We start from the raw sequence: 22,640 nt of genomic DNA, 5'->3' as shown, positions 1-22,640 counted from the left end.
GCTTTCTACAGTCCGCAGTATCGTTCGGGCAACTGCCTTAGCGGCAGTAAGGGAAAATCTATTCGGCGGCCAGCTGCGGCTCGGCGTATGGGTCTTGCGCAGCTTGCGGGTTGTGTTCGTGCTTAAACAGGACGACAAACAGCACGGCAATAACCAGGGCGTACAAAGCAAAGGTTATCCAGATGCTGTGCCAGTCTTTGCTTTGGTCGGCGTTGGTGAAATACTGCTGGATGATGATGCCGCTCAACGAGCTGCCCAGCACGGCCCCGAAGCCATTGGTCATCATCATAAACAAGCCCTGCGCACTGGCCCGGATGGAAGGCGCCGTCTGGCTTTCGACGAACAACGAACCGGAGATATTGAAGAAGTCGAAGGCCATGCCGTACACGATGCACGAGAGGATAATCATCCAGAGGCCGTCACCGGGGTTGCCGTATGCAAATAATCCGAAGCGTAGCACCCAGGCAATCATGCTGAAGAACATCACCTGCTTGATGCCAAAGCGGCGCAGAAAGAAAGGAATAGCCAAAATGAATAACGTCTCAGAAATCTGAGAAATCGACATGATGATGGCTGGATACTTCACCGCAATGGTGTCCTGATAGGCTGGTACCTTGTCGAAATCGTGCAGGAAGGTGTCGCCATAGGCGTTGGTAAGCTGCAAGGCCGCACCCAGTAGCATAGCGAATAAAAAGAACGTCAGCATCTTAGTATCGCGCAGCAAAGCAAACGACTTCAGGCCTAACACGTCAATCAGGGAGCGGCTTGGCGTGTCTTTGGCGGTTGGTGGGCACTTGGGCAGCGTGAAGGAGTAGAAACCCAACAGAATAGCCGCTGCGGCTGCTACGTAAAACTGGTTGGCTGATTTCTCGAAGCCCAGCAAGCTCACCGTCCACATGGCCACAATAAAGCCCACTGTGCCCCACACGCGGATGGGTGGATAGTCCCGCACGATGTCGCCGCCGCGGCTTTTGAGCACGTAATACGACACCGCAATGCTGAGGGCCAGCGTAGGCATGTAGAAAATCATGTTCAGCAGCATCACCCAGAACATGGTGCCGGGGTCCGTAACCAGCGGCACGGTGAACAGCACAATGCCTCCCAGGATATGAAGGATGCCGTACAGTTTCTCGGCATTCATATACTTGTCGGCCACAATGCCCATCAGGGAAGGCATAAAAATCGAGGCAATGCCCATCGTCGAGAAAATAGCCCCGAACTGGGCGCCCGACCATTGCTTGGTTTGAAACCAATACGCCCCAATAGTTATCAGCCACGAGCCCCAGATGAAGAACTGTAGAAAGCTCAGGACAATGAGGCGCAGCTTGGTATTCATGCAGTGAAGCTTTAAAATGAAACAGATTGGTTGCGTGCTGCCCGGCAGTAAGCACATCCATCTTAGGAAACGTACGCGCCACTCACCAGTAGCTAAAGGCCAAAAACCAGTGCCAGCGGCTTTGAAAAGAAGTGAGAAGACGTGAAAAAAGAACAACCCGGCCACTTGCGCGGACCGGGCCTTCAAAGATAAGTAAAATAGGAAACGTGGCAGAGGAAAAGGATTCCTGCGAATAGCCACAAAACTGGCTTCCGGTTGCCGCCGGTTGAAGCCGTTAGCTTGTTCCACAACGCTTGCAAAGACCGCCAGATACAAAAAAACCTCTGCCGCTACGGCAGAGGTTTTTTTGTGTGCCAATAAATTCAGTGAGCTAGCACTAAGCAGCAGCAGCGAAGCGCTTGTTCACCTCGTCCCAGTTGATGGCGTTGTAGAAGGCCGCAATGTAGTCGGGGCGGCGGTTCTGGTATTTCAGGTAGTAGGCGTGCTCCCACACGTCGAGGCCCAATACGGGCGTGCCGGAGCAGCCAGCGTCGGGCATCAGGGGGTTGTCCTGGTTGGGAGTCGAGCAGATTTTCACCGAGCCGTCAGCCTGCTTGCACAGCCACGCCCAGCCCGAGCCGAAGCGCGTGGTGGCCGCCTTGGTGAATTCTTCCTTGAATTTCTCGTAGCTGCCGAAAGCCGCATTGATGGCTTCACCAACGGCGCCGGTTGGCTCACCGCCCCCGTTCGGGCCGAGGATGGTCCAGAACAGCGAGTGGTTCCAGTGGCCGCCACCGTTGTTGCGTACGGCTGCGGGGGCCGAGGCAATGTTCTGCATCAAATCTTCGAGGCTTTTGCCTTCCAGCTCCGTACCGGCAATGGCATTGTTCAGGTTGGTTACGTAGGCCTGATGGTGCTTGGTATGGTGGATTTCCATGGTTTGCGCATCAATGTGCGGCTCCAGGGCGTCGTAGGCGTAAGGAAGTTGGGGCAGTTCGAAAGCCATGATGTTGGGTTTATAAGGTGGAACGTTCCGGGTACTATAACCACCGCACCCCGGCTAGGGTTACGGGAGCGGCCAAAAGTAGCCTATTTCCGCTTTCGCACGAAAAACTCCTGCATCAAGGCGCTGCACTCTTCGGCCAGTACGCCGCGCACCAGCTCGGCCTTGGGGTGCAGCAGGTTGCCGTGCCGCCGAAACCCCACTTTCAACTCGTCGGCCCCGTACACCACCCGCCGGATTTGGGCCCAGGCCGATGCACCGGCGCACATCACGCAGGGCTCCACGGTTACATAGAGGGTGCAGTCGGTGAGGTACTTGTTGCCCAGGTGGTTGGCCGCCGCCGTGAGGGCCAGCATTTCGGCGTGGGCCGTTACGTCGCGCAGCCGCTCGGTTTGGTTGTAGGCCCGCGCAATAATCTGCTTGTCCAGCACCACTACCGCCCCAATCGGAATTTCCTCTTCCGCAAAGGCATACCGCGCCTGCTTCAGGGCTTCGCGCATGTATTCTTCGTGGGACATTAGGGGCTGACGTTTTAGTGGGGCCTCACCCCCCGGCCCCCTCTCCTAGGGGAGAGGGGGAGCCGGACAGTGCAACGCAGCCATTTCGGCTTGCGCCTGCATGACTGCTACCTCTTGGTGAGGGATTATGATGGTTTGAAAGGACTGTAGCGCGCTGAAAAATGGCTCGGGCGAATCTCCGGTAGCAGTTGCGGAGGCGAGAGCCGAAGCGGCTGCGTTGCATCGTCTGGCTCCCCCTCTCCCCTAGGAGAGGGGGGCGGGGGGTGAGGCCCCAAGACCCCAACAAGCTACTTCATTACAATACTGCTCATCACGGCCTGGGCGGTGGGTTGCCACTGGGCCTGCTCGTCGGCGGGGGCCACGAAGGTGAAGACCGTAAGCTGGTCGCCCTCAATGGCGTATTGCACCATCTGGTAGCGGCGGATGGGCGCTAGGTTGCTGCCCCGGCGGTTGTCGGCCACCGACGACACAAACTCCAGCACCACAAAGTCGCGCTTGTTGATGGTACGGATGTCTTCGGTCAGAAACTGCACCTTGGAATACATGTTCTGAATGCTGGCCTTGTAGATTTTGAGCAGCAGACCATAATCCCGGTTGCTGAACGTGCTGGGCTTCTGGGCCACGCTGAAATCGACGCGGCCGTTGGCGTTGCTGAACACGGCCAGCGGCTTGCGCGGGGCCGGGTATTTCACCGCAATGCCATCATCGGGTAGGGCCGTGAAGCCTTCGGGTACGCCCACGCTGATATTTTTGCTGACACTGGTTTTTTTGAGCTTAGGCGCGGCAAAAGCGGCCAATAGCAACACTGCCAGCAAGAGCGGGGCAGCTAGGAAGAAACGGAAGGTGGTTTTCATAAGCGGGCAGAAAGGTACGCAGGATGCAGCGCTAGGCTTGCGCATGGCGCCACAGCCGATAAACGCAAAACTCCGAAGCGGATAGCTTCGGAGCTGTGGAAAGAAAGGTTGTCATTTCGAGCAGCGCGAAGAATTTGGGTGTAGTCGTTCAACGAGAATACCCAGATTCCTCGCGCTGCTCGGAATGACGGTTTAGCGGCGCTTTTTCTTGGCAACGGGCGCGGCAGGATAAGTCACTTTCACCTTCTTCCAGTACACGTAATTGCCGGTTTTGGCTTCGATGAGGTAATTGCCGGCCGGAATGCGGCCCAGGTCCACTGGCTCGCCGGTGTTGTTGGCCGGGTCGAGGGCGGTGGTGTACACGGGCTGGTTTTTGTAGTTGGTCATCACCAGCGTGCCGGGCTTGGTGAACTGTTGCGTGAAGCTGAGCATGATGCTCTGCCCGCCGCTGGCCGGGAAAATATCGATGCCCGATAAGGTTTCCACGCGCTTGATGGGGCCGTTCAGCACCACATCATCCGCCTTCGATTTGGTTTTTACTTCGGTGCCATCAGCCGCTTTGGCTTTGGTTTTTACTTTGGTCTGAGCCTGCACGGAGAAAGAAAACAGGGTGGCAGCCAGAACGAGAAGTGCGGAGCGTTTCATGATAAACTAGAGAGGTAAGAGAAGGTCGAGGCAGAAAGAAGAACGTGGTTGGTTGGGCGTTTTGCATACTCCGTACCAATTTGCACGGGAAGCGCCGAAACCCTGAAAAAATAAGTGGGAAAACGGGTCGGCCAGGTCGGCTGCCCAACCCATGCTTGGTCAAAGGTCGCAAAATTTGAAATCAGGCCTGATTTTACTGCTTACCTTCGCCACTTTAAAAGAACTAAGAGCATAGATCAAAGAAGTTAGATATCTGCTGAGGTATAACTTCTCTTTTTTCTGAGTTCTAAGCTCTCACCTCTAAGCTCTCGAAAAATGCTCCGGACGCACACCTGCGGCGAACTTCGCCCCGAACACATCAATGAAACCGTAACGCTCTGCGGCTGGGTACAGCGCACCCGCGACAAAGGCGGCATTCTGTGGGTGGATCTGCGTGACCGGTACGGCCTCACCCAGCTCACGCTCGAAGAAGGCCAGGAAGCCGACGCCGTGCGTGAGCAAGCCCGCCAACTGGGCCGCGAATTTGTGCTGAGCGTGACCGGCAAAGTGGCCGAGCGCTACTCGAAAAACGACAAGATGCCCACCGGCGGCATTGAAATTCGGGTGGAGAAGATTGACGTGCTCAACCCGGCCAAACTGCCGCCCTTCCTCATCGAAGACGAAACCGACGGCGGCGACGACCTCCGCATGAAGTACCGCTACCTGGACTTGCGCCGCAACACGGTGCGCCAGAACCTGATGCTGCGCCACCGCGTAGCCCAGGCCACCCGCCGCTACCTCGACGGCCAAGAGTTTATTGAGGTAGAAACGCCCGTGCTCATCAAAAGCACGCCCGAAGGTGCCCGCGACTTTGTGGTGCCCTCGCGCATGAACCCCGGCGAGTTTTACGCCCTGCCGCAGTCGCCCCAAACGTTCAAGCAGCTGCTCATGGTGTCGGGCTTCGATAGGTACTTCCAAATCGTGAAGTGCTTCCGCGACGAAGACCTGCGCGCCGACCGCCAGCCGGAATTCACGCAGATTGACTGCGAAATGTCGTTTGTGGAGCAGGAAGACATCCTCAACACTTTCGAGGGGCTGGTGCAGTACCTGTTCCGCGAGGTGAAAGGGTTGGAAATCGGGACGCTGCCCCGCATGACGTACGCCGATGCCATGCGCCTCTACGGCAACGACAAGCCTGACACGCGCTTCGAAATGCAGTTTGTGGAGCTGAACGACCTGGTGAAGGGCCACAACTTCCCGGTGTTCGAAGCCGCCGGCCTGGTGGTGGGCATTTGCGCTACCGGCGCCGCCAGCTACACCCGCAAGCAGCTCGACGAGCTAACCGAGTACGTGAAACGCCCGCAGATTGGCGCTACCGGCCTGGTGTACGCCCGCGTGGAAGCGGATGGTAGCGTGAAGTCGTCGGTGGACAAGTTCTACGGCCAGGAGCAGCTTCAGCAGTGGAAAGCCGCTTTCAACGCCCAGCCCGGCGACTTGCTGCTGGTGCTGGCCGGTGAGCCCAACAAAACCCGTAAGGCGCTGAGTGAACTGCGCCTGGAAATGGGGCAGCGCCTCGGCCTGCGCAACAAAGACGTGTTTTCGGCGCTGTGGGTAGTGGACTTTCCACTGCTCGAATACATTGAGGAGGAAGGCCGCTACTTCGCCATGCACCACCCCTTCACCTCGCCCAAGCCCGAGGACATTGCCCTGCTCGACAACCCCGACACCATCGGCGAAGTCCGCGCCAACGCCTACGACATGGTGATTAACGGCGTGGAAGTGGGCGGTGGCTCCATCCGGATTCATGACCGTGCCGTGCAGGCCCGCATGTTCAGCCTGCTCGGTTTCTCTGATGAAGAAGCCAAAGCGCAGTTCGGCTTCCTGCTCGACGCCTTCGAGTACGGCGCTCCGCCCCACGGCGGCATTGCCTTCGGTTTCGACCGGCTGTGCAGCCTCTTCGGCGGCGCCGATTCCATCCGTGACTTCATTGCCTTCCCCAAGAACAACTCCGGCCGCGACGTCATGATTGACTCACCTTCGCAGATTTCGGAAGTGCAGCTCAAGGAGCTGAGCATTAAAACGGCGGTAGTCGGGAAGTAAGATTTTTTCATTACTAAAATCAGAAGGCGGCCTCCGATTGATCAATCGGGGGCCGCCTTTTGATTTTAGTAATGCATGGTATATAGGGTGGATTGATTATTGCTTATCATAGAAAGCAACCTTCTAAGCCCCATTGTTATGCACATAGGTATACTCCTGATAATTCGAAAGACGTGCTTTATAGTAGCACTCTTGCTGGCACCTCTACTCTTGAAGGCACAGCACCCTGATTTCATTTCAACTACAAGTATTCTATCTTCTGCTTACAGTGACGTGCAGCACGTTTGCAGTGATGCTAGTGGTGCAACCTACGTGACAGGCGTATTCAGCGATACTCTCACCGTTGGCAACGAGATTCGGGTAGCGTCTGGTCTGGGAGGAGGCTCACAACATTTATATGTAGCAAAACATACGCAGCAAGGGGCACCCACGTGGGTGCGGCATATTAAGTTGTCGGCTGCTAGCCTTACTACAGGGCTGCTGACTGTGCAAAATATTACAGCGGACAGTGCTGGTAATGTATGGGTATTGGGATCATACGCAACTAGGCCATTAGAAATAGAAGGTAGCTCGGTCACGTATGCGCCCGCCCAGTTCGGTAATGTTGACACCTATCTAGTGAAATACAATACCCAAGGCACCCTGCAATGGGTGAAAACATTTGCCACTGCCGCTGATGATTGGGGAAATGGCTTAGCTGCTGATAAACAGGGTAATGTATTTATTGGCTTGTCTCCACGGCGTGCTTACACTACCTATGATTCCACTATGGCCCACCTATATAAACTAGATACTGCTGGTGTAGTGATAGGCTTTAGAAGGGAAGCTGGGGCAAGGATACCTTACACTATGCCTAATGTCAAGCCGAACAGCTTTACTTCTTTGGTATACGATACAAAAAACGACATTCTGTATGTAGCTGGAATAATTGGGATGGCGCAACAGGTGGCCGGCATGCCGCTTAGCGCACCCAACGGCCAAGATATGTTCATAGCTAGTTATACCGGAGAGCTGAATCCTTTACGGGCTCAGCTAATTCCTTCGGTTCCACCGGTTCCTAATCCAGGCCGTAGATTAACAGCATCCATAAACCAGCTGGTAGCAAATAAGCAAGGAGGAGTTACAGCATCCATCAGTTTCTACGGGGATGTAGTAATAGGCAGCACTACTTACGCTGCCACTTGCCCAGCTACTAATGCTGGTGTATGCTATGATGCGTTAGTGGTTAGCTTTTCGCCTACTGGTACACCCAGGTGGACTAGAAGAATGAACATGAAGGGTATAGTGGGTGGGCTATCGGCTTTGCCTGCGGGTGAGGTTGTATTGTGCGGTAATTCAACCAGTGATTTTCCGTTCGGTAATTACCAATTTATTGCAAACACAAATCCAGGCCCGAATACGAACAGTAGCAATGGATTTGTGGCAATGGTGGATAGTAGTGGGGCCCCCATATGGTTGCGGCAGTCATGGGGCGGCGGACTTACGAGCGTTACACATGATGGGATGGGTGATATTTGGGCTGCTGGATTTGTAACAGGTTCTGCCTACTTCAATGGTATTACAGTTACCCATGCAAAGCCCAACGGCCTGATAGTTCATCTGGGAGGAATAGTTACTCGTTTAGGCTTTATGCCAACTGCTGGGCCAGCAGGAACCACTGTGGTCATCAACGGACAGAATTTTCAGAGTACTACATCAGTGCGCTTCAACGGTGTGCCAGCTACAACTTTCCGCGTGAATGTGCTTGGCAACCAGATAATAGCTACGGTACCGGCCGGGGCAACTACGGGTGCTATTGCTATTGTGTCTCCCCAAGGAACTACCACTACCACCACCGCTTTTCAAGTAAATAGCGCCTTGGCCACAGTAGCGGCGGCTAAGAATTGGCTGAGCGTATACCCCAATCCAGCGCGGCGGCAAGTGTGGGTTGATATACCGGCAGGTCAAGGCCTAACACAATTGGTTTTGCTGGATGAGGTCGGCCGTATTATCCGAACAAATAATGTTCCGCAGGGTAAAGGCCAATTAGATATTACTGGACTAGCGCCGGGATTGTACCTATTACGTGCCAATACAGCTACTGGAACAATTACACACCGGTTAAGGGTAGAATAAAGGATAAAGAGTAGCCTTCAACTTTTTGAAATCAAAATATTATTTAGACATTTGTCTAAACACCTAATTATTCTTGAACGCCCTCTTCAAAGCTCTCAACGACCCCACGCGGCGCGCTATTCTGGAACTGCTCCGCGAGCAGCCACGCACGGCTGGGGAAATAGCCGACCACTTCCAGTTCTCAAAGCCCACCATCAGCCACCACCTCGACCTGCTCCGCCAAGCCGATTTGGTGAGCAGTGACAAGCAGGGCCAATTCGTGACCTACACGCTGAATATGACGGTGATGGACGAACTGCTGGGCTGGCTGCTGCAATTCAAATCATAGGTTTGTCTGAGTTCATTATGAAAACCAAGTTCTCTATCTGGCATCTGCTTACTCTGTTGGCACTGGTACTGCCTACCATTTACCTTGCTACCACCTGGGATGCCTTGCCCACCCAGATTCCCACGCACTTCGATAGCGCCGGCAACGCCAACGGCTACACCGACAAGCAGCATATCTGGTTGCTGTGCCTGGGCTTGCCGGTTGGTACATATCTGCTACTGAACTTCCTGCCCCGCTTCGACCCGAAGCAGCGGCTTGAAGCCGGCAACACCAACTATCAGAAGCTGATTCTGGCCTTGGTGGCGCTAATGAGCGGGCTGAGTATGTACAGTTTATATGCGGCGCTGCATCCGGGTGGCCACACCGGAAAAGGGCTGGCCGTAATAATGGGGGTGTTTTTTGCCTTCATGGGTAACTACCTCACCACCGTGCAGCCCAATTATTTTGTGGGCTTCAAAACGCCGTGGGCGCTGGAGTTTCCGCGCATCTGGGCCCGCGTGCACCGGGTGGGCGGCTGGCTGTTTTTCGCTACCGGTTTGCTGAGTGCTGCCGTGGCGCTGTTGTGGTCGGGGGAGGTGGCTACGGGCGTACTCATTGTGGGGGTGTTGGGCACTGTGGGAGTGGTGTATAGCTATTCGTACTGGCTCTACAGGAAAGAAATGCAGACCACCAACGCCGGATAGCCCACCAACTCACAGAAAATTCTGGTTTGTCATTCGTCTATAAAGCGCTGCTTCCGGTAAGAAGCCAGCGCTTTATGCTTTTCAACGCACTTGTTAGGCAAGGATAATAGACTAAGCAACTGTCTGCTGATTGCAAATGAGTGGGTTGTTGCTGTATAGCAGTGATAGAAATCGGAATATGAGCTTACTTACATATAATATAGCGCACTGAAGGTAAATAGGATAGGCGAACAGCAACGCGGAAGCGGGTAAGTTGATGAAGATTGATTTTGCGGTCTGTTACTTTTCACTCAATAGTTATCGGTGCATTGGGTCACCTGGTTTGTATCGGCCATGAAAACAACTACTTACCTCTGGCTATTGCTGGCTGGCTTACTGGAGTTGCTAAGCGGTACTGTGGTTGCGCAGGTGGTGGAACCGCTTTTCCGGACGCTGACTGCCACCGATGGGCTAGCTGAAAACAGCGTGTATGCCATTGTGCAGGACCAGCGCGGTTTTTTGTGGGTAGCCACCCAGGATGGCCTGAGCCGTTACGACGGAGTTGGCTTTCGCACCTTCCGCAACGATGCCCAGCAGCCAGCCAGCCTCGCTAGCAACTTTGTGCTTTCGATTTGCCAGGACCGCCACGGCAACTTGTGGGCCGGTACCGGCGGCGGCCTCTCTTGCTACAACTCTCGCACCAACCAGTTTCATACCTACCGCGCGGCCCCCATCGACTCCAGCGGCCTCTCCGACAACTTTGTGCCCGCTGTGCTCTGCGACCGGCAAGGGCGGGTATGGGCCGGCACCGAAAGTGGCCTGCACCGCCTTAACCCGGCCACCCAACGGTTTTCTCTGTTTAAGCACCTGCCTTCACCGAAAGCGGCCAGTGTACGGCGCAACGCGGTGCGGGCACTAGCGCAAGACCGAGCCGGCGTGGTGTGGGTGGGTACCGGCGAAGGTTGCGTCAGCCGCCTCGATACCAGCCGCGGCCACCTGGTACCCGACGACCGGCTGCAACCAGCCGGCGTGGTTACCACGCTGTGCCCCGACCGGGCCGGCGGCCTGTGGGTGGGTACGGATACCGGCCTGCTGCGCTATTTGCCGGCTGGCAGAGGCCCCATCCGCAGCTTCAACCCCGATGCCACCCACTTGGGTAGTTTGCCTGTGGCCGCTATAAAGAAGGTGTTCGAAGACCGGGAGGGTATCATCTGGGTGGGTACAACCGAGGGGCTGTGCCGCTACGAAGCCGCCACGGGCACCTTCAGCCGAGTGCAGCACCAGCCCCGCAACCGCCACAGCCTCCCCGAAAATACTGTGCAGGCCTTATTCCAGGACCACTCGGGGCTGTTGTGGGTGGGTACCGAAGCAGGTCTGAGCTGCGCCCGGCTACAACCTTCGCCGTTTGGCAGCCTTGCTACCGGCGTGGCCGGGCCTGTATGGGCCGTAACTTCTGATGCGCTGGGCCGGGTGTGGGTGGGCACCGAGGAGCACGGCATCGTGTGCTACGACCCTGCCACCGGCCGCCGCCAGCAGTTCCGCCACAACCCCACCGACCCCGGCAGCATTGCCCAGAACTACGTGCGCGCTCTGTGCTTCGACAAGCAGGGCCGCCTTTGGGTGGGCACCCAGAACCAGGGCCTCGACTGCCTGGAACCCGGCAGTACCCGGTTCGTGCATTACCGCCACAACCCCAGCCAGTCCAACTCCCTGGCCGACGACATGATTCAGTCGGTGTATGAAGACCGGCAGGGTACTTTGTGGGTGGGGCACAATGGCGGCGGCCTCAGCTGCTACAATCCCACCACGGGGCGCTTCACCGCCTTTCGCCACAACCCTGGTAATCCGCATAGCCTGCCCAACAACTTTGTGCGGGCTACTTTTCAGGACCGGCAGGGGCGGTTTTGGGTGGCTACCGGCGGTGGCGGGCTGAGCCGCTACGATGTAAAAACCAACCAGTTTACCACCTTCCGGGCCGATGGCCGCGTTCCGCACAGCTTGAGTAGCAACTCGGTACGCTGCATATTTCAGGACCGGCGCGGCGTGCTTTGGGTTGGTACGGAAGGCGGGGGCTTCTCTCAGCTCCAGGATGCCCAACGGGGCCGCTTCACTACGTTTCGGGAAGCACAGGGCCTGCCCAACGACGTGGTATACAGCATGCTGGAAGACAACCAGGGCTACCTTTGGCTGTCTACCAACAAAGGTTTGGCCCGCTTCTCGCCCCGCACCCGGCAGTTTCACACGTTCGATGAGCGTGACGGGCTGTTGCAGGACGAGTTTAATGCCGCTGCCTGCCACCGCAGTGCCGCCGGCCAGCTGTATTTCGGGGGGGTAAACGGGGTGGTGGCGTTCCGGCCTGAAGCCGTGCAAACCAATTCCGTCGCCCCACCCGTTGTGCTGACGGCCATTCGCAAGTTCAACCGCCCCATCGACCTGCCCGACACTGCCATTACCGAGCGGCGCACGCTGCTGCTGGCTCCTCAGGATAATTTCTTTTCGCTGGAATTTGCCGCCCTGAATTTTCAGCTGCCCGAGAAAAACCAGTATGCTTATCGGCTCGAAGGATTTGATGAGCACTGGATTCCGGCGGGGCGGCGGCGCGAAGCCACGTACACCAACCTCGACCCCGGCACCTATACATTTCGGGTGCGCGCCACCAACAACGACGGCATCTGGAATTCGCAGGGCGTGGCGTTGCAGATTGTAGTGGCCCCGCCGTGGTACCGAACGTGGTGGTTTCAGGTGGGAGTTAGCTGGGCGGTGTTTGGGTTGCTGTTTATGGCCTACCGCATGCGGGTAACGCAACTGCTCGCCCTGGAGCGGGTGCGCCACGGTATTGCCCGCGACCTACACGACGATATGGGCTCTACGCTCAGCAGCATTTCCATCCTCAGCCAGATTGCCCGCAACCATCAGCAGCAGCACCGCCCCGACCAGGCCGCCGCTCTGCTCGACCAAATCGGGGAGTCTTCGCGCCGTATGCTCGATGCCATGGACGACATCGTGTGGGCCATCAACCCCGCCCACGACGCGCTGGAAGACGTAACCGCCCGCATGCGCAGTTTCGCCTCCGACGTACTCGAAGCCCGCGGCATCGACTTCACATTCCGCGTCGATCCGTCGGTGCAGGGGCAGAAGCTGGGCATGCAGGCCCGCCGCGAGTTTTTCTTGCTGTTCAAGGAAGCCGTCAACAACTTGGCAAAATACGCTCAGTGCCAGCACGCCAGCATTCTGCTTACCTACCAGCACGGCCAGCTACACCTAACCGTGCAGGACGATGGTATTGGCTTCGACCCCGCCGGCCCGGCGCAGGGTGGGGGCAACGGCCTTGCTAATATGCGCAGCCGAGCCGCCGCCCTCAACGGCCAGCTCACCATCGATACCGCCCCCGGCCAAGGCACCACGCTGCATCTGAAAGTACCGCTTGGGAATGAGTGATTGGATGATTGAGTGATTGGATGACTGGATGATTGGATGACTGGAGTGGTCCATCATCCAATCATTCAGTCATCCAATCATCCAATCATTCACTTTCCTGCATCACATCATCATGTAGTCGCAATGGGTAGGTAAGGGCTGTATATTAGAGGTATTCAATTCTTAACCCTTTCAGCCACATGCCAACTGCCACCCGCGTACTGATTTATGAAGACAACGTTGACTTGCGAACCAGCTTGAGTCAGCTGTTGTCGGGGTCGTTGGGGCTGGAACTGGTAGGCGCGCTCGGCAACTGCATGCAAGCACAGGCCGATATGGCACGCCTGCGCCCCGATGTAGTGCTCATGGACATTGACATGCCTGGCTGCACGGGCATTGAGGGCCTGCGCCGTATTAAGGCCGTTGCGCCGGATGTAAATGTGGTGATGCTGACTGTGTTCGAGGAAAATGACCGGGTGTTCGATGCCATCTGTGCCGGTGCTGATGGTTACCTGCTCAAGAAAACCTCGCCGGCCCGTTTGCTCGATGCTATTGGTGAGGTGCGGGCCGGCGGCGCCCCCATGACGCCTGCCATTGCCCGGCAGGTACTACGCCTGTTTCCGAAAGCCCCGCCGCGCCGTCCGGTAGAGGAGTCGCATGCCAACCTTAGCGCCCGGGAGCAGGAAATTCTAGGCTTGTTGGTAGAAGGCTACAGCTATAAAATGATTGCCGCCGACCGTAACATCAGCATTGATACGGTCCGGTCACACATCAAGAAAATCTACGAGAAGCTGCACGTCCGGTCCATGACCGAGGCTGTAAGCAAAGCCCTGCGTGAAGGCCTGACGAAAGGCTAGCCGAAACAAAAAAGGACTGCCAACCGGCAGTCCTTTTTCTTATGCTTCAGAAGTGGTTTCTACAGAATACCCGCTATAATGCCTGGCAACACACCCAGCACTACGGTGAGTAAAGCCAGCAGCAACAGGGCCGCCGACTGGAACCCGCTTACCTGCAAGGGCTCTATGGTATCGGAATCAGCATCGCGCATGTACATGGCAATAATGGGCCGCAAGTAATAGTAGATGCTCACCATTGACATAATTACGGCAAAAACTACCAGGCCAATGTGTCCGTTTTCCACGGCGGCCGAGAAGACAAAGAACTTGCCGAAGAAGCCGCCCGTGAGTGGAATACCCGCCAAAGAAAGCATAGCCACCGTCATCACGAAAGCCAACAATGGGTTGGTTTTGGCGAGGCCGTTCAGGGCATCATAATCTTCGCGCATGCGCTGGTCCGACACTAGTTTCAGTACGCCAAAGGCCGCCACGGTAGCCACCGAGTAAGCCAGCGAGTAGAAGAAAATACCGTTGGCCGAAGCACCTTCCAACTCGCCATTGAACGCCACCAAGCCAATAAGCAGATAACCAGCGTGCGACACGCTGGAGTACGCCAGCATCCGTTTGGCGCTACTTTGTGCCACTGCGCCCACGTTACCAATGGCCAGGGTAAGCACGCACATGGCGGTGAGAGTAGGCAGCCATAACCCTTGCGCCGTAGCCGCTGGGAAAGCCTGCACCAATAGCTTCAGGAAAGCGGCAAAGCCAGCGGTTTTTACCACCGTGCTCATAAACGCCGTGAAGAAGGTTGGAGTGCCTTCATACACGTCGGGCGTCCAGAAGTGGAACGGTGCGGCCGATACCTTAAACCCAATACCAATCAGCATCATCAGCATACCGATGTAGAGCATCGGGGTGAGGGAAGCATTGACCGGATTCTGCACGGCAAACTTGATGTTGGCCAACTCGAAAGTGCCGGTAGCGCCATATACCAGCGCCATCCCGAACAGCAGGATGCCGGTAGCAAACGCGCCCATCAGGAAATACTTCAGGGCGGCCTCATTAGAACGCAGATTGGTTTTCTGGGCCCCCGCCAGCACGTACATGGCTACGCTCAGAATCTCAATGCCTAGGAACAGCATCAGGAGGTGGTTGTACGATACCATCATGATAGCGCCCACCAACGAAAACAGCAGCAGCGAGTAGTATTCAGCCAGGTTAGGCTGCCCATCAAGCACGTATTTCTCGGAGAAAGGTATCAGTAGCAACGCCGTCAGAACCACGATGCCGGTAAACACCACCGAGAAATTATCGACTACCAGCATGCCGTTGAAAAACGACTGCGAGCCGGCATTCCAGTCGATGAAGTTCACGGTCAGCACCGTGCCCAGCATGAGCATGGCCGCGGGCAGCAGAATTCGGTTGGAGCGCAAGAACCCCAGGAAGAGGTTGGCAAGGCCGAAAACAGAGAGAAGAACGATTGAAATCATGGGCGTTGGATGTAGCGTGAAGCTCCAGCTTCGGGTATCGTGGCATGGCCGAGAAAACCAGCACAACGAGTATCGTTCGATATCAGCAACGACACGCGAAGCTGGAGCTTCGCGCTGCAAGCAATTTAGCGTTTCACTACCTCACTGAGTATTCCCATCACGCTGCCTTCCGACAAGTGCAGGAACGTATTCGGGAACAAGCCAATCCAGAAGACCAGCACGATAAGCGGCACCAAAACGGCCAGCTCGGCACCGGTCAGGTCGGTGATGGTAGCAGAGAAAGACGAGTCGGGGCCGAGCATCACGCGCTGGAACATACGCAGCAGGTACACGGCGGCCAGAATGATGGTAATACCAGCTACGGCACCCATCCAGGCATTGTACTGGTACACGCCACCAAGCAGCAGAAACTCCCCCACAAACCCGTTGGTGAGCGGTAGCGCCACCGTACCTAATAGGAGCACCAAGAAGCACACCGTCAGGATAGGGGTGTTGCGGGTAAGGCCGCCAAGGTCCGGAATCAGGCGGGTGCCAGTACGGCGCTCAATGCAGTCGGCAATGAAGAACATCCCCACCACGTTCACACCGTGGGCCAGCATCTGAATGCTGGCGCCCTGCAAGCCAATTTGGGTGAGCGAAAACACACCGGCTGCCATCAGCCCCACGTGGGAGAGCGAAGAGTAAGCAATAAGCCGCTTCACATCCTGCTGCCGAATGGCAATGATGGCGCCGTAGATGATGCCGATGATGGATAGAATCAGTACCAGATTCTGCCACTGGCTCACGCCTAGCGGCACCACCGGCAGCAACCAGCGCATGCAGCCGTAAATACCCATTTTCAGCATGATGCCCGAGAGCAGCATAGTTGCCGGGGCCGGCGACTCGGTGTAGGTGTCAGGCTGCCAGGTGTGGAAAGGGAAGATGGGCATCTTTACGGCAAAGGCCGCGAAAATCAGCCAGAACAGCCAGGACTGCTGCTGCGCGCTCAAACTCAGGTTGTAGAACGAAGCTAGGTCGGAGTTGTGCGCTGCAAGGCCGTTAGCGGCCGGACCAGTCTGGAAATACAGGTACACAAAGCCCGCCAGCATGAACAGCGAACCGACGATGGTGTACAGGAAAAACTTGAACGTGACCTTGGCGCGGTTTACCCCGCCCCACACGCCGGCCAGGAAGTAAATCGGAATGAGCGCTACTTCCCAGAAAAAGTAGAATAGAAAGGCATCCTGCGCCGTGAATACGCCCACCAGTCCGGTTTCCATGAACAGCACCAACGCATAAAACGCTGAGGCATTCTCGAAGCTGCGGCGAAACGAAGCCAGCAGGATAATGGGTACCAGAAACGTAGTGAGCAGCACCAGCAGTAAGCTCAGCCCGTCCATTCCCACATGGAAGTTGATGCCAGCCGAAGCAATCCAGGGCAGGTTCACTGAGAACTGGTCGGCGTTGCTACCGTTGAAAGTAAGAGCCGCGTAAGCCGCCAGTACAAATTCAATCAGCGCCGCGCCAAATGCTGCCACCCGGGCAACACTGCCTTTGAAGAAGTGCAAAAGCAGGGCGGCCGCCACGGGCCAGAGTAGGAGGAGAACTGTGAGCATTAGCTAAGCAGGTTGTTCCGATGACGTACAGACTGGTAGAGGAAATCTAGGCAGTTGACGACAGTTTAAGCGAAAGATGAATAGCTGTATTCCTACAGCTTTCCGGAGTTCAGCGCCAATATCAACACGATACCGACTACCATCAAGATGAGGTAGGTTTCAACCGAGCCGGTTTGCACGTAGCGCAGCAGTCGGCCGCCACCCATCGTAACGCGGCCAAAGCCGTTCACAATAGGGTCGATAACGCCATTTTCCACGTAGCGATGCAAGCCTTTCGAGAGCCACATAGTTGGGCGCACGAACAAGGCGTTGTACAGCTCGTCGATGTAGTACTTGTGGTAAATCAGAGTTTCAAGGAAGCCGCGCGACTCACCTTCTTCCACCGGGCGCACACCGCGGCTCACGTACTGCACATACGCCAAGATGATGCCCAGCACGCCAGCCCCTACCGAAAGGCCGATGAGCATCAGCTCGGTGGCATGGTCGGCGTGTACGCTGAAGGCCGCCGGATTGAGGCGTTGCGAATAGGTGAAAAGTGGCGCCAGATAATTGGCGAGGTAGGCCTTGTCTTCGCCCAGGAAGAACGGCGCATTCATGAAACCACCCACGGCGGCCAGAATAGCCAGCACAACGAGCGGCAGCGTCATGGAAGCCGGCGACTCGTGTAGGTGATGCTTCTGCTCCTCGGTGCCCCGGAACTCCCCAAAGAAAGTGAGGAACAACAAGCGGAACATGTAGAACGCCGTCAGGAAAGCCGTGAACAAGCCCACGGCGTACAGCACCTTGCTGTGCTCGTAAGCGTGTAGCAGGATTTCGTCTTTCGAGAAGAAGCCCGAGAAAGGCGGGATGCCGGCAATGGCCAGGCAGCCAATCAGGAAGGTGATAAACGTAATCGGCAGGGCTTTGCGGAGGCCGCCCATGCGGCGCATATCCTGCTCGTTGCTCATGGCGTGAATCACCGAACCCGCGCCCAAGAACATCAGCGCCTTGAAGAAAGCGTGGGTCAACACGTGGAACAAGCTGGTGCTGTAGCCCATTACGCCCAAGGCCAGGAACATGTAGCCCAGCTGCGAAACAGTGGAGTAGGCCAGTACCTTCTTGATGTCATTCTGGGCCAAGCCGATGGTAGCGGCAAACAGCGCCGTAGCCGCCCCGATGATGGCAATAACTTCCAGCGTGTGGGGCGCCAGCGTAAACAGCACGTTAGCCCGCAGAATCATGTAGATGCCCGCCGTTACCATGGTAGCCGCGTGAATCAGGGCCGAAACCGGGGTAGGGCCGGCCATGGCGTCGGGCAGCCAGGTGTAGAGCGGCAACTGCGCCGATTTACCCATTGCGCCTACAAACAGCAGCAACGTAATAGCTGTAACCGTGAAAGTGCCAATCTGCAGGGTGCTGGCTTTCTGGAACACCTCGGCGTACTGTACCGAATCGAAAGTGAGGTAAATCAGGAAGATGCCAAGCAAAAAGCCCAGGTCACCAACCCGGTTGATGATGAAGGCTTTCTTGGCGGCGTTGTTGTAGCTGGTGTTTTTGTTCCAGAAGCCGATAAGCAGGTAGGAGCAGAGCCCTACGCCTTCCCAGCCAATGAACAGAATCACGAAGTTGGACCCCAGTACCAGCACCAGCATGCTGAATACGAACAGGTTCAGGAAGCTGAAAAACTTGCCCACGTTCTCGTCGTGGTGCATGTAGCCGATGCTGTACACGTGAATCAGAAACCCAACCCCCGTTACAAGCAGCAGCATAATCAGGCTGAGCTGGTCGATTTGGTAGGAGAAGGGAATCTGCATGGAGCCCACCGAAATCCAGTCGAACAGCTTAACGGTGTACTGATACTGGAAATTCAGGAACAGATACCCCGAAATCAGGAACGAGCCCAGCACTGCCAGGCTGCCTATGGCGCCGGCTAACGTGCCGGAGAGGCGCTTGTTGAGCAGGCCATTGAGGAGAAAGCCCAGGAAAGGCAGCAGCGGAATCAGTACGTACAGGAAAGTTGCGTACGGGGCGCTGGCGGCAGGTAAAACAGTTTCTTGCATCTAGTTAATGGCTAAATGGCTGCATTGTTTAATTGTTAGTGGTTCTGATGAGTTGTTGAACTACCTCAACCATTTAACAATTAAGCAATGCAGCCATCAACTTAGAACTTCAGTCGGTTTAACAGATTGACGTCGGTGTTCTGTAGGTTACGGTAAATCATGACGATAATAGCCAGCCCCACTGCTACTTCGGCGGCGGCAACAGCCATGATGAAGAACACGAAAACCTGGCCATTGGCATCGGAACGATACGCTGCAAAGGCCGTTAGCAGCACGTTAACCGCATTTAGCATCAGCTCTATGCACATAAAGATGATGATGGCGTTGCGCCGGGTAAGCACCCCAACAACGCCAATAGCGAAAAGCGCCGTGGCGAAGAAAACGTAGTATTGAAGCGGAACCGTTTGAATAACCTGCGGTATGTTCTGATCCATGCGGGGCGGTTGACGGCAAAAATGAAGCGGCACGCCGAAGCGCAGCCGTAATGAATAGGCTGGCAAAGGTATCCTGAAAATTGGAAAACGCCACCCTTAAATAGCATGCTACGCATGGCCATTGGGGGGATAAATGCCTTATGGCCTTATAATGTAAGGCAAAATGCGCTTCACCTACCAACCCAGTGGCCTTGGCGCTATTCAGCATTTAGTAGCAGCAACTGCCAAGCACAACCGGCAGGCTGAAGAAAATGCAGTAGCAATGAAGTATTTTTCAGCGTCGTTCGTCTGTGCTAGCAGAATGGAAACGCTACCCCTCACCATGACGCTACCGATGACGGCCGGCCACCAGGACCAGCAGATACAGGAGGCCGTGCGCGCGCAGCGCGGCCGGCTGTTGCAGTTCATCCGTCGCCGCATCCCCGACCCCGCTGAGGCTGAAGACGTATTGCAAGACGTCTTTGCTGAACTCGTAGAAAGCTACCGGGTGCTCAAACCCGTGGAGCAAGCCGCAGCTTGGCTGTTTCGCGTAGCTCGCAACAAAATCACCGACCTCTACCGCCGCAAAAAAACCACTTCGCTCGAAGACGAACTGGCCCGTAGCTTCTCCGGCGACGAGGAAAACTCGCTGCTGCTCGCCGACATCCTGCCCGCCCCCGACGATGCCCCAGAGAATCGGCTGCTCCGCGAAACGCTGATGGAAGCCCTTTCGGATGCTTTGGCTGAACTACCGGCTGCCCAGCGCGAGGTGTTCATCTGGCACGAACTGGAAGACAAAACTTTCCGCGAAATGGAGGAGGAAACCGGCGTGCCGCTCAAAACCCTGATTTCGCGTAAACACTATGCCGTGCAGCACCTGCGCAAGCGGCTACAAAAGCTATACACCGAGCTTTTCACCGACTAACATCCCGAAAACGTCATGCCGAGCTTGTAGAAGCATCTCGCGTGCTGACGTTAAAAACAACAAGCAGGAATAGTATCAGCGAGATGCTTCTTTCGTCAACCGACGTTTTTTTAGTAACTCAACCCAATGAATCGTTCATTTCGGCCATTGTTTGGCCTCAAATTCATTCTTCTAGGCGGTCTGTTCGTGGCCGTCATCGGCTTCGTCACAATGACCCTTTGGAACCGGCTGGTTCCAGAGTTATTCAACGGGCCTATTATCAACTTTTGGCAAACGCTAGGGTTGCTGGTGCTTTCCCGAATCTTATTCGGAGGCTGGGGCCGCGGCGGACGTTCCGGAGCGTGGGCCCGCCGCCGCAAAATGATGCGCGAAAAAATGGAGTCCCGTATGGCGAGCCTGTCTCCCGAAGAGCAGGAGAAGTTCCGCCAGAAAATGCGCGCCACCTGCGGCCCCGCCTGGATGCGCCGCCCTGCTCCGGAGGAGCCTCAACAGGTTTCGGTATAACGCAGAAACACAAAGCGGCCCCTGATGTATCAGGGGCCGCTTTGTGTTTCTGCTTCGGGATATTCAACGCAAATAGTGCACAGCCAGGATAATACCATATATCCAAAAATTGTAGAGTAGCGTGTACGCCAGACCATAGCGCAGGCTCATACTGAAGCGCCCTTTGCACATGCGGGAGTGACGAAATACGAGGCGTAATGCCCGGAAAAATACCCAATAGAGCATACCAGCAAATACCAATAGCACAACCCAGGCTACCGCTGCAAAACACCACAGCAAAAATATTGCTGCTACGGCGGCTAGCAACCAAAGAAATACAGCTATGATTATGCCTCCGCACCCTTCACCATCATCTAAATCAGCCTTCGGTAGCTCTAGGCTTACATCTGCAAAGCTTTCAGGGAAAGGCACCCGCCTAATATAATCTAGTAGGTTACCTACGTCATCGTGCAGCCTCACACCTTCATAGAGCCCCACGGTTATGAATGTTAAGAAGGCGGTTGAAAGGATGGTCAACGAGATAAGTGAATCCTTGAAAATGCTCCATTGTTGCTGTAGGCCCACAAACCAAACAGCTAACAGCGTAAGAGTGGCAATAGAAATAGTGGTGTAGAATACTTGTTTAGAAGGTAGTCTCATAAGATCCCCATCGGGTTATAGAACAGGCTAAGGATAGTTAATAAACGAAAAGCGGCAACTGAAACCAGTTGCCGCTTTTCGTTTATTAAATTCAATATCTCTAGAAATGCCGCTCGCCAGTTTCGCGCTTGCCTAGCATTACCGCGCCCACCATAGCTACCAGCAGTAGGATAGAAGCCAGCTCGAATGGTAGTTTATAGGTAGTGAACAACACCATACCAAGCTTGTCTACCATACCAATCTGCGAGTCGAACGTGGTGCCGTTTACGGCAGGCAATTGAATGTCGCGTAGCGCCACAATCATAATGACGAACAATGAGCCTCCGGCAATAGCCGCCGCAATTTTAGCTAATGCTGGCTTGTGAGGCTCCGTGTCCACGTTCAGGTTCAGGAACATAATCACGAACAGGAACAGCACCATAATGGCGCCGGCGTATACGATGATGTTCACCGCCGCCAAGAACTGCGCGTTTAGCAACAAGTAGTGCCCGGATAGTGAGAAAAACGTCAGAATCAGAAACAACACGCTGTGTATCGGATTCTTGGCAAATACCACGCCCAGCGCACTCAGTAGTGCTACAAAGGACAGAAAGAGGAAGAGTGGAGACATTTCGGAAGGTTGTTGCTGTCCTGCGTTTACAAAGGTTTTCGCTCTGTTTAGGACAGCAAATGTAGTAGTTACGCCGGTTGCTGCGCCATCTTGTTGCTGAGCGCTGCTGCCTGCTCAGGTGTCAGCTGAATGCCCCGTACTGAGCGTTTGGTAGGGTCAACGGGCTCCACGAGCCGGTCTTTGCCGTAGATGAACTCGTCCCGCTCGAAACGTGGCGGGGCCATTTTATCGGCTTGGAGGTACACGGCAGCTTTCGGGCAAGCTTCTTCGCAGAGGCCGCAGAAGATGCACCGTAGCATGTTTACCTCGTAGCTGATGGCGTACTTCTCTTCGCGGTACAGGCCTTCCTCGCCTTTTTTCCGCTCGCCGGCTACCATCGTAATGGCTTCGGCAGGGCAGGCTACGGCGCAAAGACCACAGGCCGTGCACCGCTCCCGGCCCTGCTCGTCGCGCTTGAGCACGTGCAAGCCACGGAAGATAGGGGAGAAGGGCCGCACCTCTTCGGGGTACCGCACGGTGGCCTTCTTCATAAAGAAGTGGCGCATCGTGATGCTCAGGCCCTGGAAGATAGCCGGCAAATACGCCCGCTCCGCCAGTGTCATCGGCTTCTTTTCTAGTTTCTTGGCTCTATTGGTGAGAGGCTGCATAAGTCA

At 55.6% G+C, this 22,640-nt stretch carries 20 protein-coding genes; 8 read left to right on the top strand and 12 right to left on the bottom strand.

What is annotated here, in order from left to right:
* Positions 1-58: 58 nt before the first annotated feature.
* The 5 genes from J0X19_RS07185 to J0X19_RS07165 form a co-directional block, all read right to left on the bottom strand.
* A complete protein-coding gene (locus tag J0X19_RS07185) occupies positions 59-1,336 on the bottom strand; it encodes a nucleoside permease (RefSeq protein WP_206983164.1) in 1,278 nt (425 codons plus the stop codon).
* A gap of 376 nt (positions 1,337-1,712) precedes the next feature.
* Positions 1,713-2,321, bottom strand: a complete 609-nt coding sequence (locus tag J0X19_RS07180) for a superoxide dismutase (protein ID WP_206983162.1) — start codon at positions 2,319-2,321, stop codon at positions 1,713-1,715.
* A gap of 83 nt (positions 2,322-2,404) precedes the next feature.
* The gene (locus J0X19_RS07175) at positions 2,405-2,836 is read right to left on the bottom strand and encodes a nucleoside deaminase (RefSeq protein WP_206983160.1); all 432 of its coding nucleotides are present in this window, start codon (positions 2,834-2,836) and stop codon (positions 2,405-2,407) included.
* A 287-nt stretch (positions 2,837-3,123) separates the two neighbouring features.
* A complete protein-coding gene (locus tag J0X19_RS07170; RefSeq protein ID WP_206983158.1) occupies positions 3,124-3,690 on the bottom strand; it encodes a hypothetical protein in 567 nt (188 codons plus the stop codon).
* 192 nt (positions 3,691-3,882) lie between these two features.
* The gene (locus tag J0X19_RS07165; RefSeq protein WP_206983156.1) at positions 3,883-4,335 is read right to left on the bottom strand and encodes a hypothetical protein; all 453 of its coding nucleotides are present in this window, start codon (positions 4,333-4,335) and stop codon (positions 3,883-3,885) included.
* A gap of 315 nt (positions 4,336-4,650) precedes the next feature.
* Here J0X19_RS07165 and aspS point away from each other — a divergent pair, with 315 nt between their 5' ends.
* From aspS to J0X19_RS07135, 6 genes are all read left to right on the top strand, one after another.
* A complete protein-coding gene (aspS, locus tag J0X19_RS07160) occupies positions 4,651-6,414 on the top strand; it encodes an aspartate--tRNA ligase (protein ID WP_206983154.1) in 1,764 nt (587 codons plus the stop codon).
* Between the two features lie 618 nt (positions 6,415-7,032).
* Positions 7,033-8,529: a T9SS type A sorting domain-containing protein gene (locus J0X19_RS25105; protein ID WP_206983152.1), complete on the top strand. Its 1,497-nt coding sequence runs from the start codon at positions 7,033-7,035 to the stop codon at positions 8,527-8,529.
* A gap of 73 nt (positions 8,530-8,602) precedes the next feature.
* Entirely contained in the window at positions 8,603-8,857 is a 255-nt protein-coding gene (locus tag J0X19_RS07150) for an autorepressor SdpR family transcription factor (protein WP_206983141.1), read from the top strand.
* A gap of 17 nt (positions 8,858-8,874) precedes the next feature.
* Positions 8,875-9,540 carry an SdpI family protein gene (locus tag J0X19_RS07145; protein ID WP_206983139.1) on the top strand — a complete coding sequence of 222 codons (666 nt, stop codon included), beginning with the start codon at positions 8,875-8,877 and terminating at the stop codon, positions 9,538-9,540.
* A 333-nt stretch (positions 9,541-9,873) separates the two neighbouring features.
* On the top strand, positions 9,874-12,957 hold the full coding sequence (locus tag J0X19_RS07140) for a sensor histidine kinase (RefSeq protein WP_206983137.1): 3,084 nt from the start codon (positions 9,874-9,876) through the stop codon (positions 12,955-12,957).
* A 179-nt stretch (positions 12,958-13,136) separates the two neighbouring features.
* Entirely contained in the window at positions 13,137-13,793 is a 657-nt protein-coding gene (locus J0X19_RS07135) for a response regulator (RefSeq protein ID WP_206983135.1), read from the top strand.
* A gap of 59 nt (positions 13,794-13,852) precedes the next feature.
* On the opposite strand, the gene J0X19_RS07130 is transcribed toward J0X19_RS07135, so the two are convergent.
* The 4 genes from J0X19_RS07130 to nuoK all read right to left on the bottom strand — a co-directional run bounded on the left by J0X19_RS07130 (position 13,853) and on the right by nuoK (position 19,330).
* Positions 13,853-15,262, bottom strand: a complete 1,410-nt coding sequence (locus tag J0X19_RS07130; protein WP_206983133.1) for an NADH-quinone oxidoreductase subunit N — start codon at positions 15,260-15,262, stop codon at positions 13,853-13,855.
* 125 nt (positions 15,263-15,387) lie between these two features.
* Entirely contained in the window at positions 15,388-16,857 is a 1,470-nt protein-coding gene (locus tag J0X19_RS07125; protein ID WP_206983131.1) for a complex I subunit 4 family protein, read from the bottom strand.
* A gap of 92 nt (positions 16,858-16,949) precedes the next feature.
* Positions 16,950-18,896, bottom strand: coding sequence for an NADH-quinone oxidoreductase subunit L (gene nuoL / locus J0X19_RS07120; protein ID WP_206983129.1), 1,947 nt, complete (start codon positions 18,894-18,896; stop codon positions 16,950-16,952).
* A gap of 101 nt (positions 18,897-18,997) precedes the next feature.
* On the bottom strand, positions 18,998-19,330 hold the full coding sequence (gene nuoK, locus J0X19_RS07115; protein ID WP_206983127.1) for an NADH-quinone oxidoreductase subunit NuoK: 333 nt from the start codon (positions 19,328-19,330) through the stop codon (positions 18,998-19,000).
* Positions 19,331-19,631: 301 nt separating this feature from the next.
* Here nuoK and J0X19_RS07110 point away from each other — a divergent pair, with 301 nt between their 5' ends.
* Together J0X19_RS07110 and J0X19_RS07105 are read left to right on the top strand one after the other, a co-directional pair.
* Positions 19,632-20,234: an RNA polymerase sigma factor gene (locus J0X19_RS07110; protein ID WP_242582189.1), complete on the top strand. Its 603-nt coding sequence runs from the start codon at positions 19,632-19,634 to the stop codon at positions 20,232-20,234.
* 126 nt (positions 20,235-20,360) lie between these two features.
* Positions 20,361-20,738 (top strand): hypothetical protein, encoded by a 378-nt coding sequence (locus J0X19_RS07105; RefSeq protein WP_206983125.1) that lies wholly within the window; start codon positions 20,361-20,363, stop codon positions 20,736-20,738.
* 63 nt (positions 20,739-20,801) lie between these two features.
* Here the strand turns inward: J0X19_RS07105 and J0X19_RS07100 are convergent, their stop codons facing one another.
* The 3 genes from J0X19_RS07100 to J0X19_RS07090 all read right to left on the bottom strand — a co-directional run bounded on the left by J0X19_RS07100 (position 20,802) and on the right by J0X19_RS07090 (position 22,634).
* Positions 20,802-21,377: a phosphatidylserine decarboxylase gene (locus J0X19_RS07100; RefSeq protein WP_206983124.1), complete on the bottom strand. Its 576-nt coding sequence runs from the start codon at positions 21,375-21,377 to the stop codon at positions 20,802-20,804.
* A 100-nt stretch (positions 21,378-21,477) separates the two neighbouring features.
* A complete protein-coding gene (locus J0X19_RS07095) occupies positions 21,478-21,987 on the bottom strand; it encodes an NADH-quinone oxidoreductase subunit J family protein (protein ID WP_206983121.1) in 510 nt (169 codons plus the stop codon).
* A gap of 68 nt (positions 21,988-22,055) precedes the next feature.
* Positions 22,056-22,634, bottom strand: coding sequence for a NuoI/complex I 23 kDa subunit family protein (locus tag J0X19_RS07090; RefSeq protein ID WP_242582186.1), 579 nt, complete (start codon positions 22,632-22,634; stop codon positions 22,056-22,058).
* Between the last annotated feature and the right edge of the window lie 6 nt (positions 22,635-22,640).

Source organism: Hymenobacter telluris (genome assembly GCF_017313265.1).
In the GTDB taxonomy this organism is placed as follows: domain Bacteria; phylum Bacteroidota; class Bacteroidia; order Cytophagales; family Hymenobacteraceae; genus Hymenobacter; species Hymenobacter telluris.
This window is presented reverse-complemented; position numbering and strand designations above follow the sequence as displayed.

Coding starts and splice junctions, on each gene's coding strand:
- J0X19_RS07185 (WP_206983164.1), bottom strand. CDS start 1,336: ATGAATACCAAGCTGCGCCTCATTGTCCTGAGCTTTCTACAGTTCTTC.
- J0X19_RS07180 (WP_206983162.1), bottom strand. CDS start 2,321: ATGGCTTTCGAACTGCCCCAACTTCCTTACGCCTACGACGCCCTGGAG.
- J0X19_RS07175 (WP_206983160.1), bottom strand. CDS start 2,836: ATGTCCCACGAAGAATACATGCGCGAAGCCCTGAAGCAGGCGCGGTAT.
- J0X19_RS07170 (WP_206983158.1), bottom strand. CDS start 3,690: ATGAAAACCACCTTCCGTTTCTTCCTAGCTGCCCCGCTCTTGCTGGCA.
- J0X19_RS07165 (WP_206983156.1), bottom strand. CDS start 4,335: ATGAAACGCTCCGCACTTCTCGTTCTGGCTGCCACCCTGTTTTCTTTC.
- aspS (WP_206983154.1), top strand. CDS start 4,651: ATGCTCCGGACGCACACCTGCGGCGAACTTCGCCCCGAACACATCAAT.
- J0X19_RS07145 (WP_206983139.1), top strand. CDS start 8,875: ATGAAAACCAAGTTCTCTATCTGGCATCTGCTTACTCTGTTGGCACTG.
- J0X19_RS07140 (WP_206983137.1), top strand. CDS start 9,874: ATGAAAACAACTACTTACCTCTGGCTATTGCTGGCTGGCTTACTGGAG.
- J0X19_RS07135 (WP_206983135.1), top strand. CDS start 13,137: ATGCCAACTGCCACCCGCGTACTGATTTATGAAGACAACGTTGACTTG.
- J0X19_RS07130 (WP_206983133.1), bottom strand. CDS start 15,262: ATGATTTCAATCGTTCTTCTCTCTGTTTTCGGCCTTGCCAACCTCTTC.
- J0X19_RS07125 (WP_206983131.1), bottom strand. CDS start 16,857: ATGCTCACAGTTCTCCTCCTACTCTGGCCCGTGGCGGCCGCCCTGCTT.
- nuoL (WP_206983129.1), bottom strand. CDS start 18,896: ATGCAAGAAACTGTTTTACCTGCCGCCAGCGCCCCGTACGCAACTTTC.
- nuoK (WP_206983127.1), bottom strand. CDS start 19,330: ATGGATCAGAACATACCGCAGGTTATTCAAACGGTTCCGCTTCAATAC.
- J0X19_RS07110 (WP_242582189.1), top strand. CDS start 19,632: ATGGAAACGCTACCCCTCACCATGACGCTACCGATGACGGCCGGCCAC.
- J0X19_RS07105 (WP_206983125.1), top strand. CDS start 20,361: ATGAATCGTTCATTTCGGCCATTGTTTGGCCTCAAATTCATTCTTCTA.
- J0X19_RS07100 (WP_206983124.1), bottom strand. CDS start 21,377: ATGAGACTACCTTCTAAACAAGTATTCTACACCACTATTTCTATTGCC.
- J0X19_RS07095 (WP_206983121.1), bottom strand. CDS start 21,987: ATGTCTCCACTCTTCCTCTTTCTGTCCTTTGTAGCACTACTGAGTGCG.
- J0X19_RS07090 (WP_242582186.1), bottom strand. CDS start 22,634: ATGCAGCCTCTCACCAATAGAGCCAAGAAACTAGAAAAGAAGCCGATG.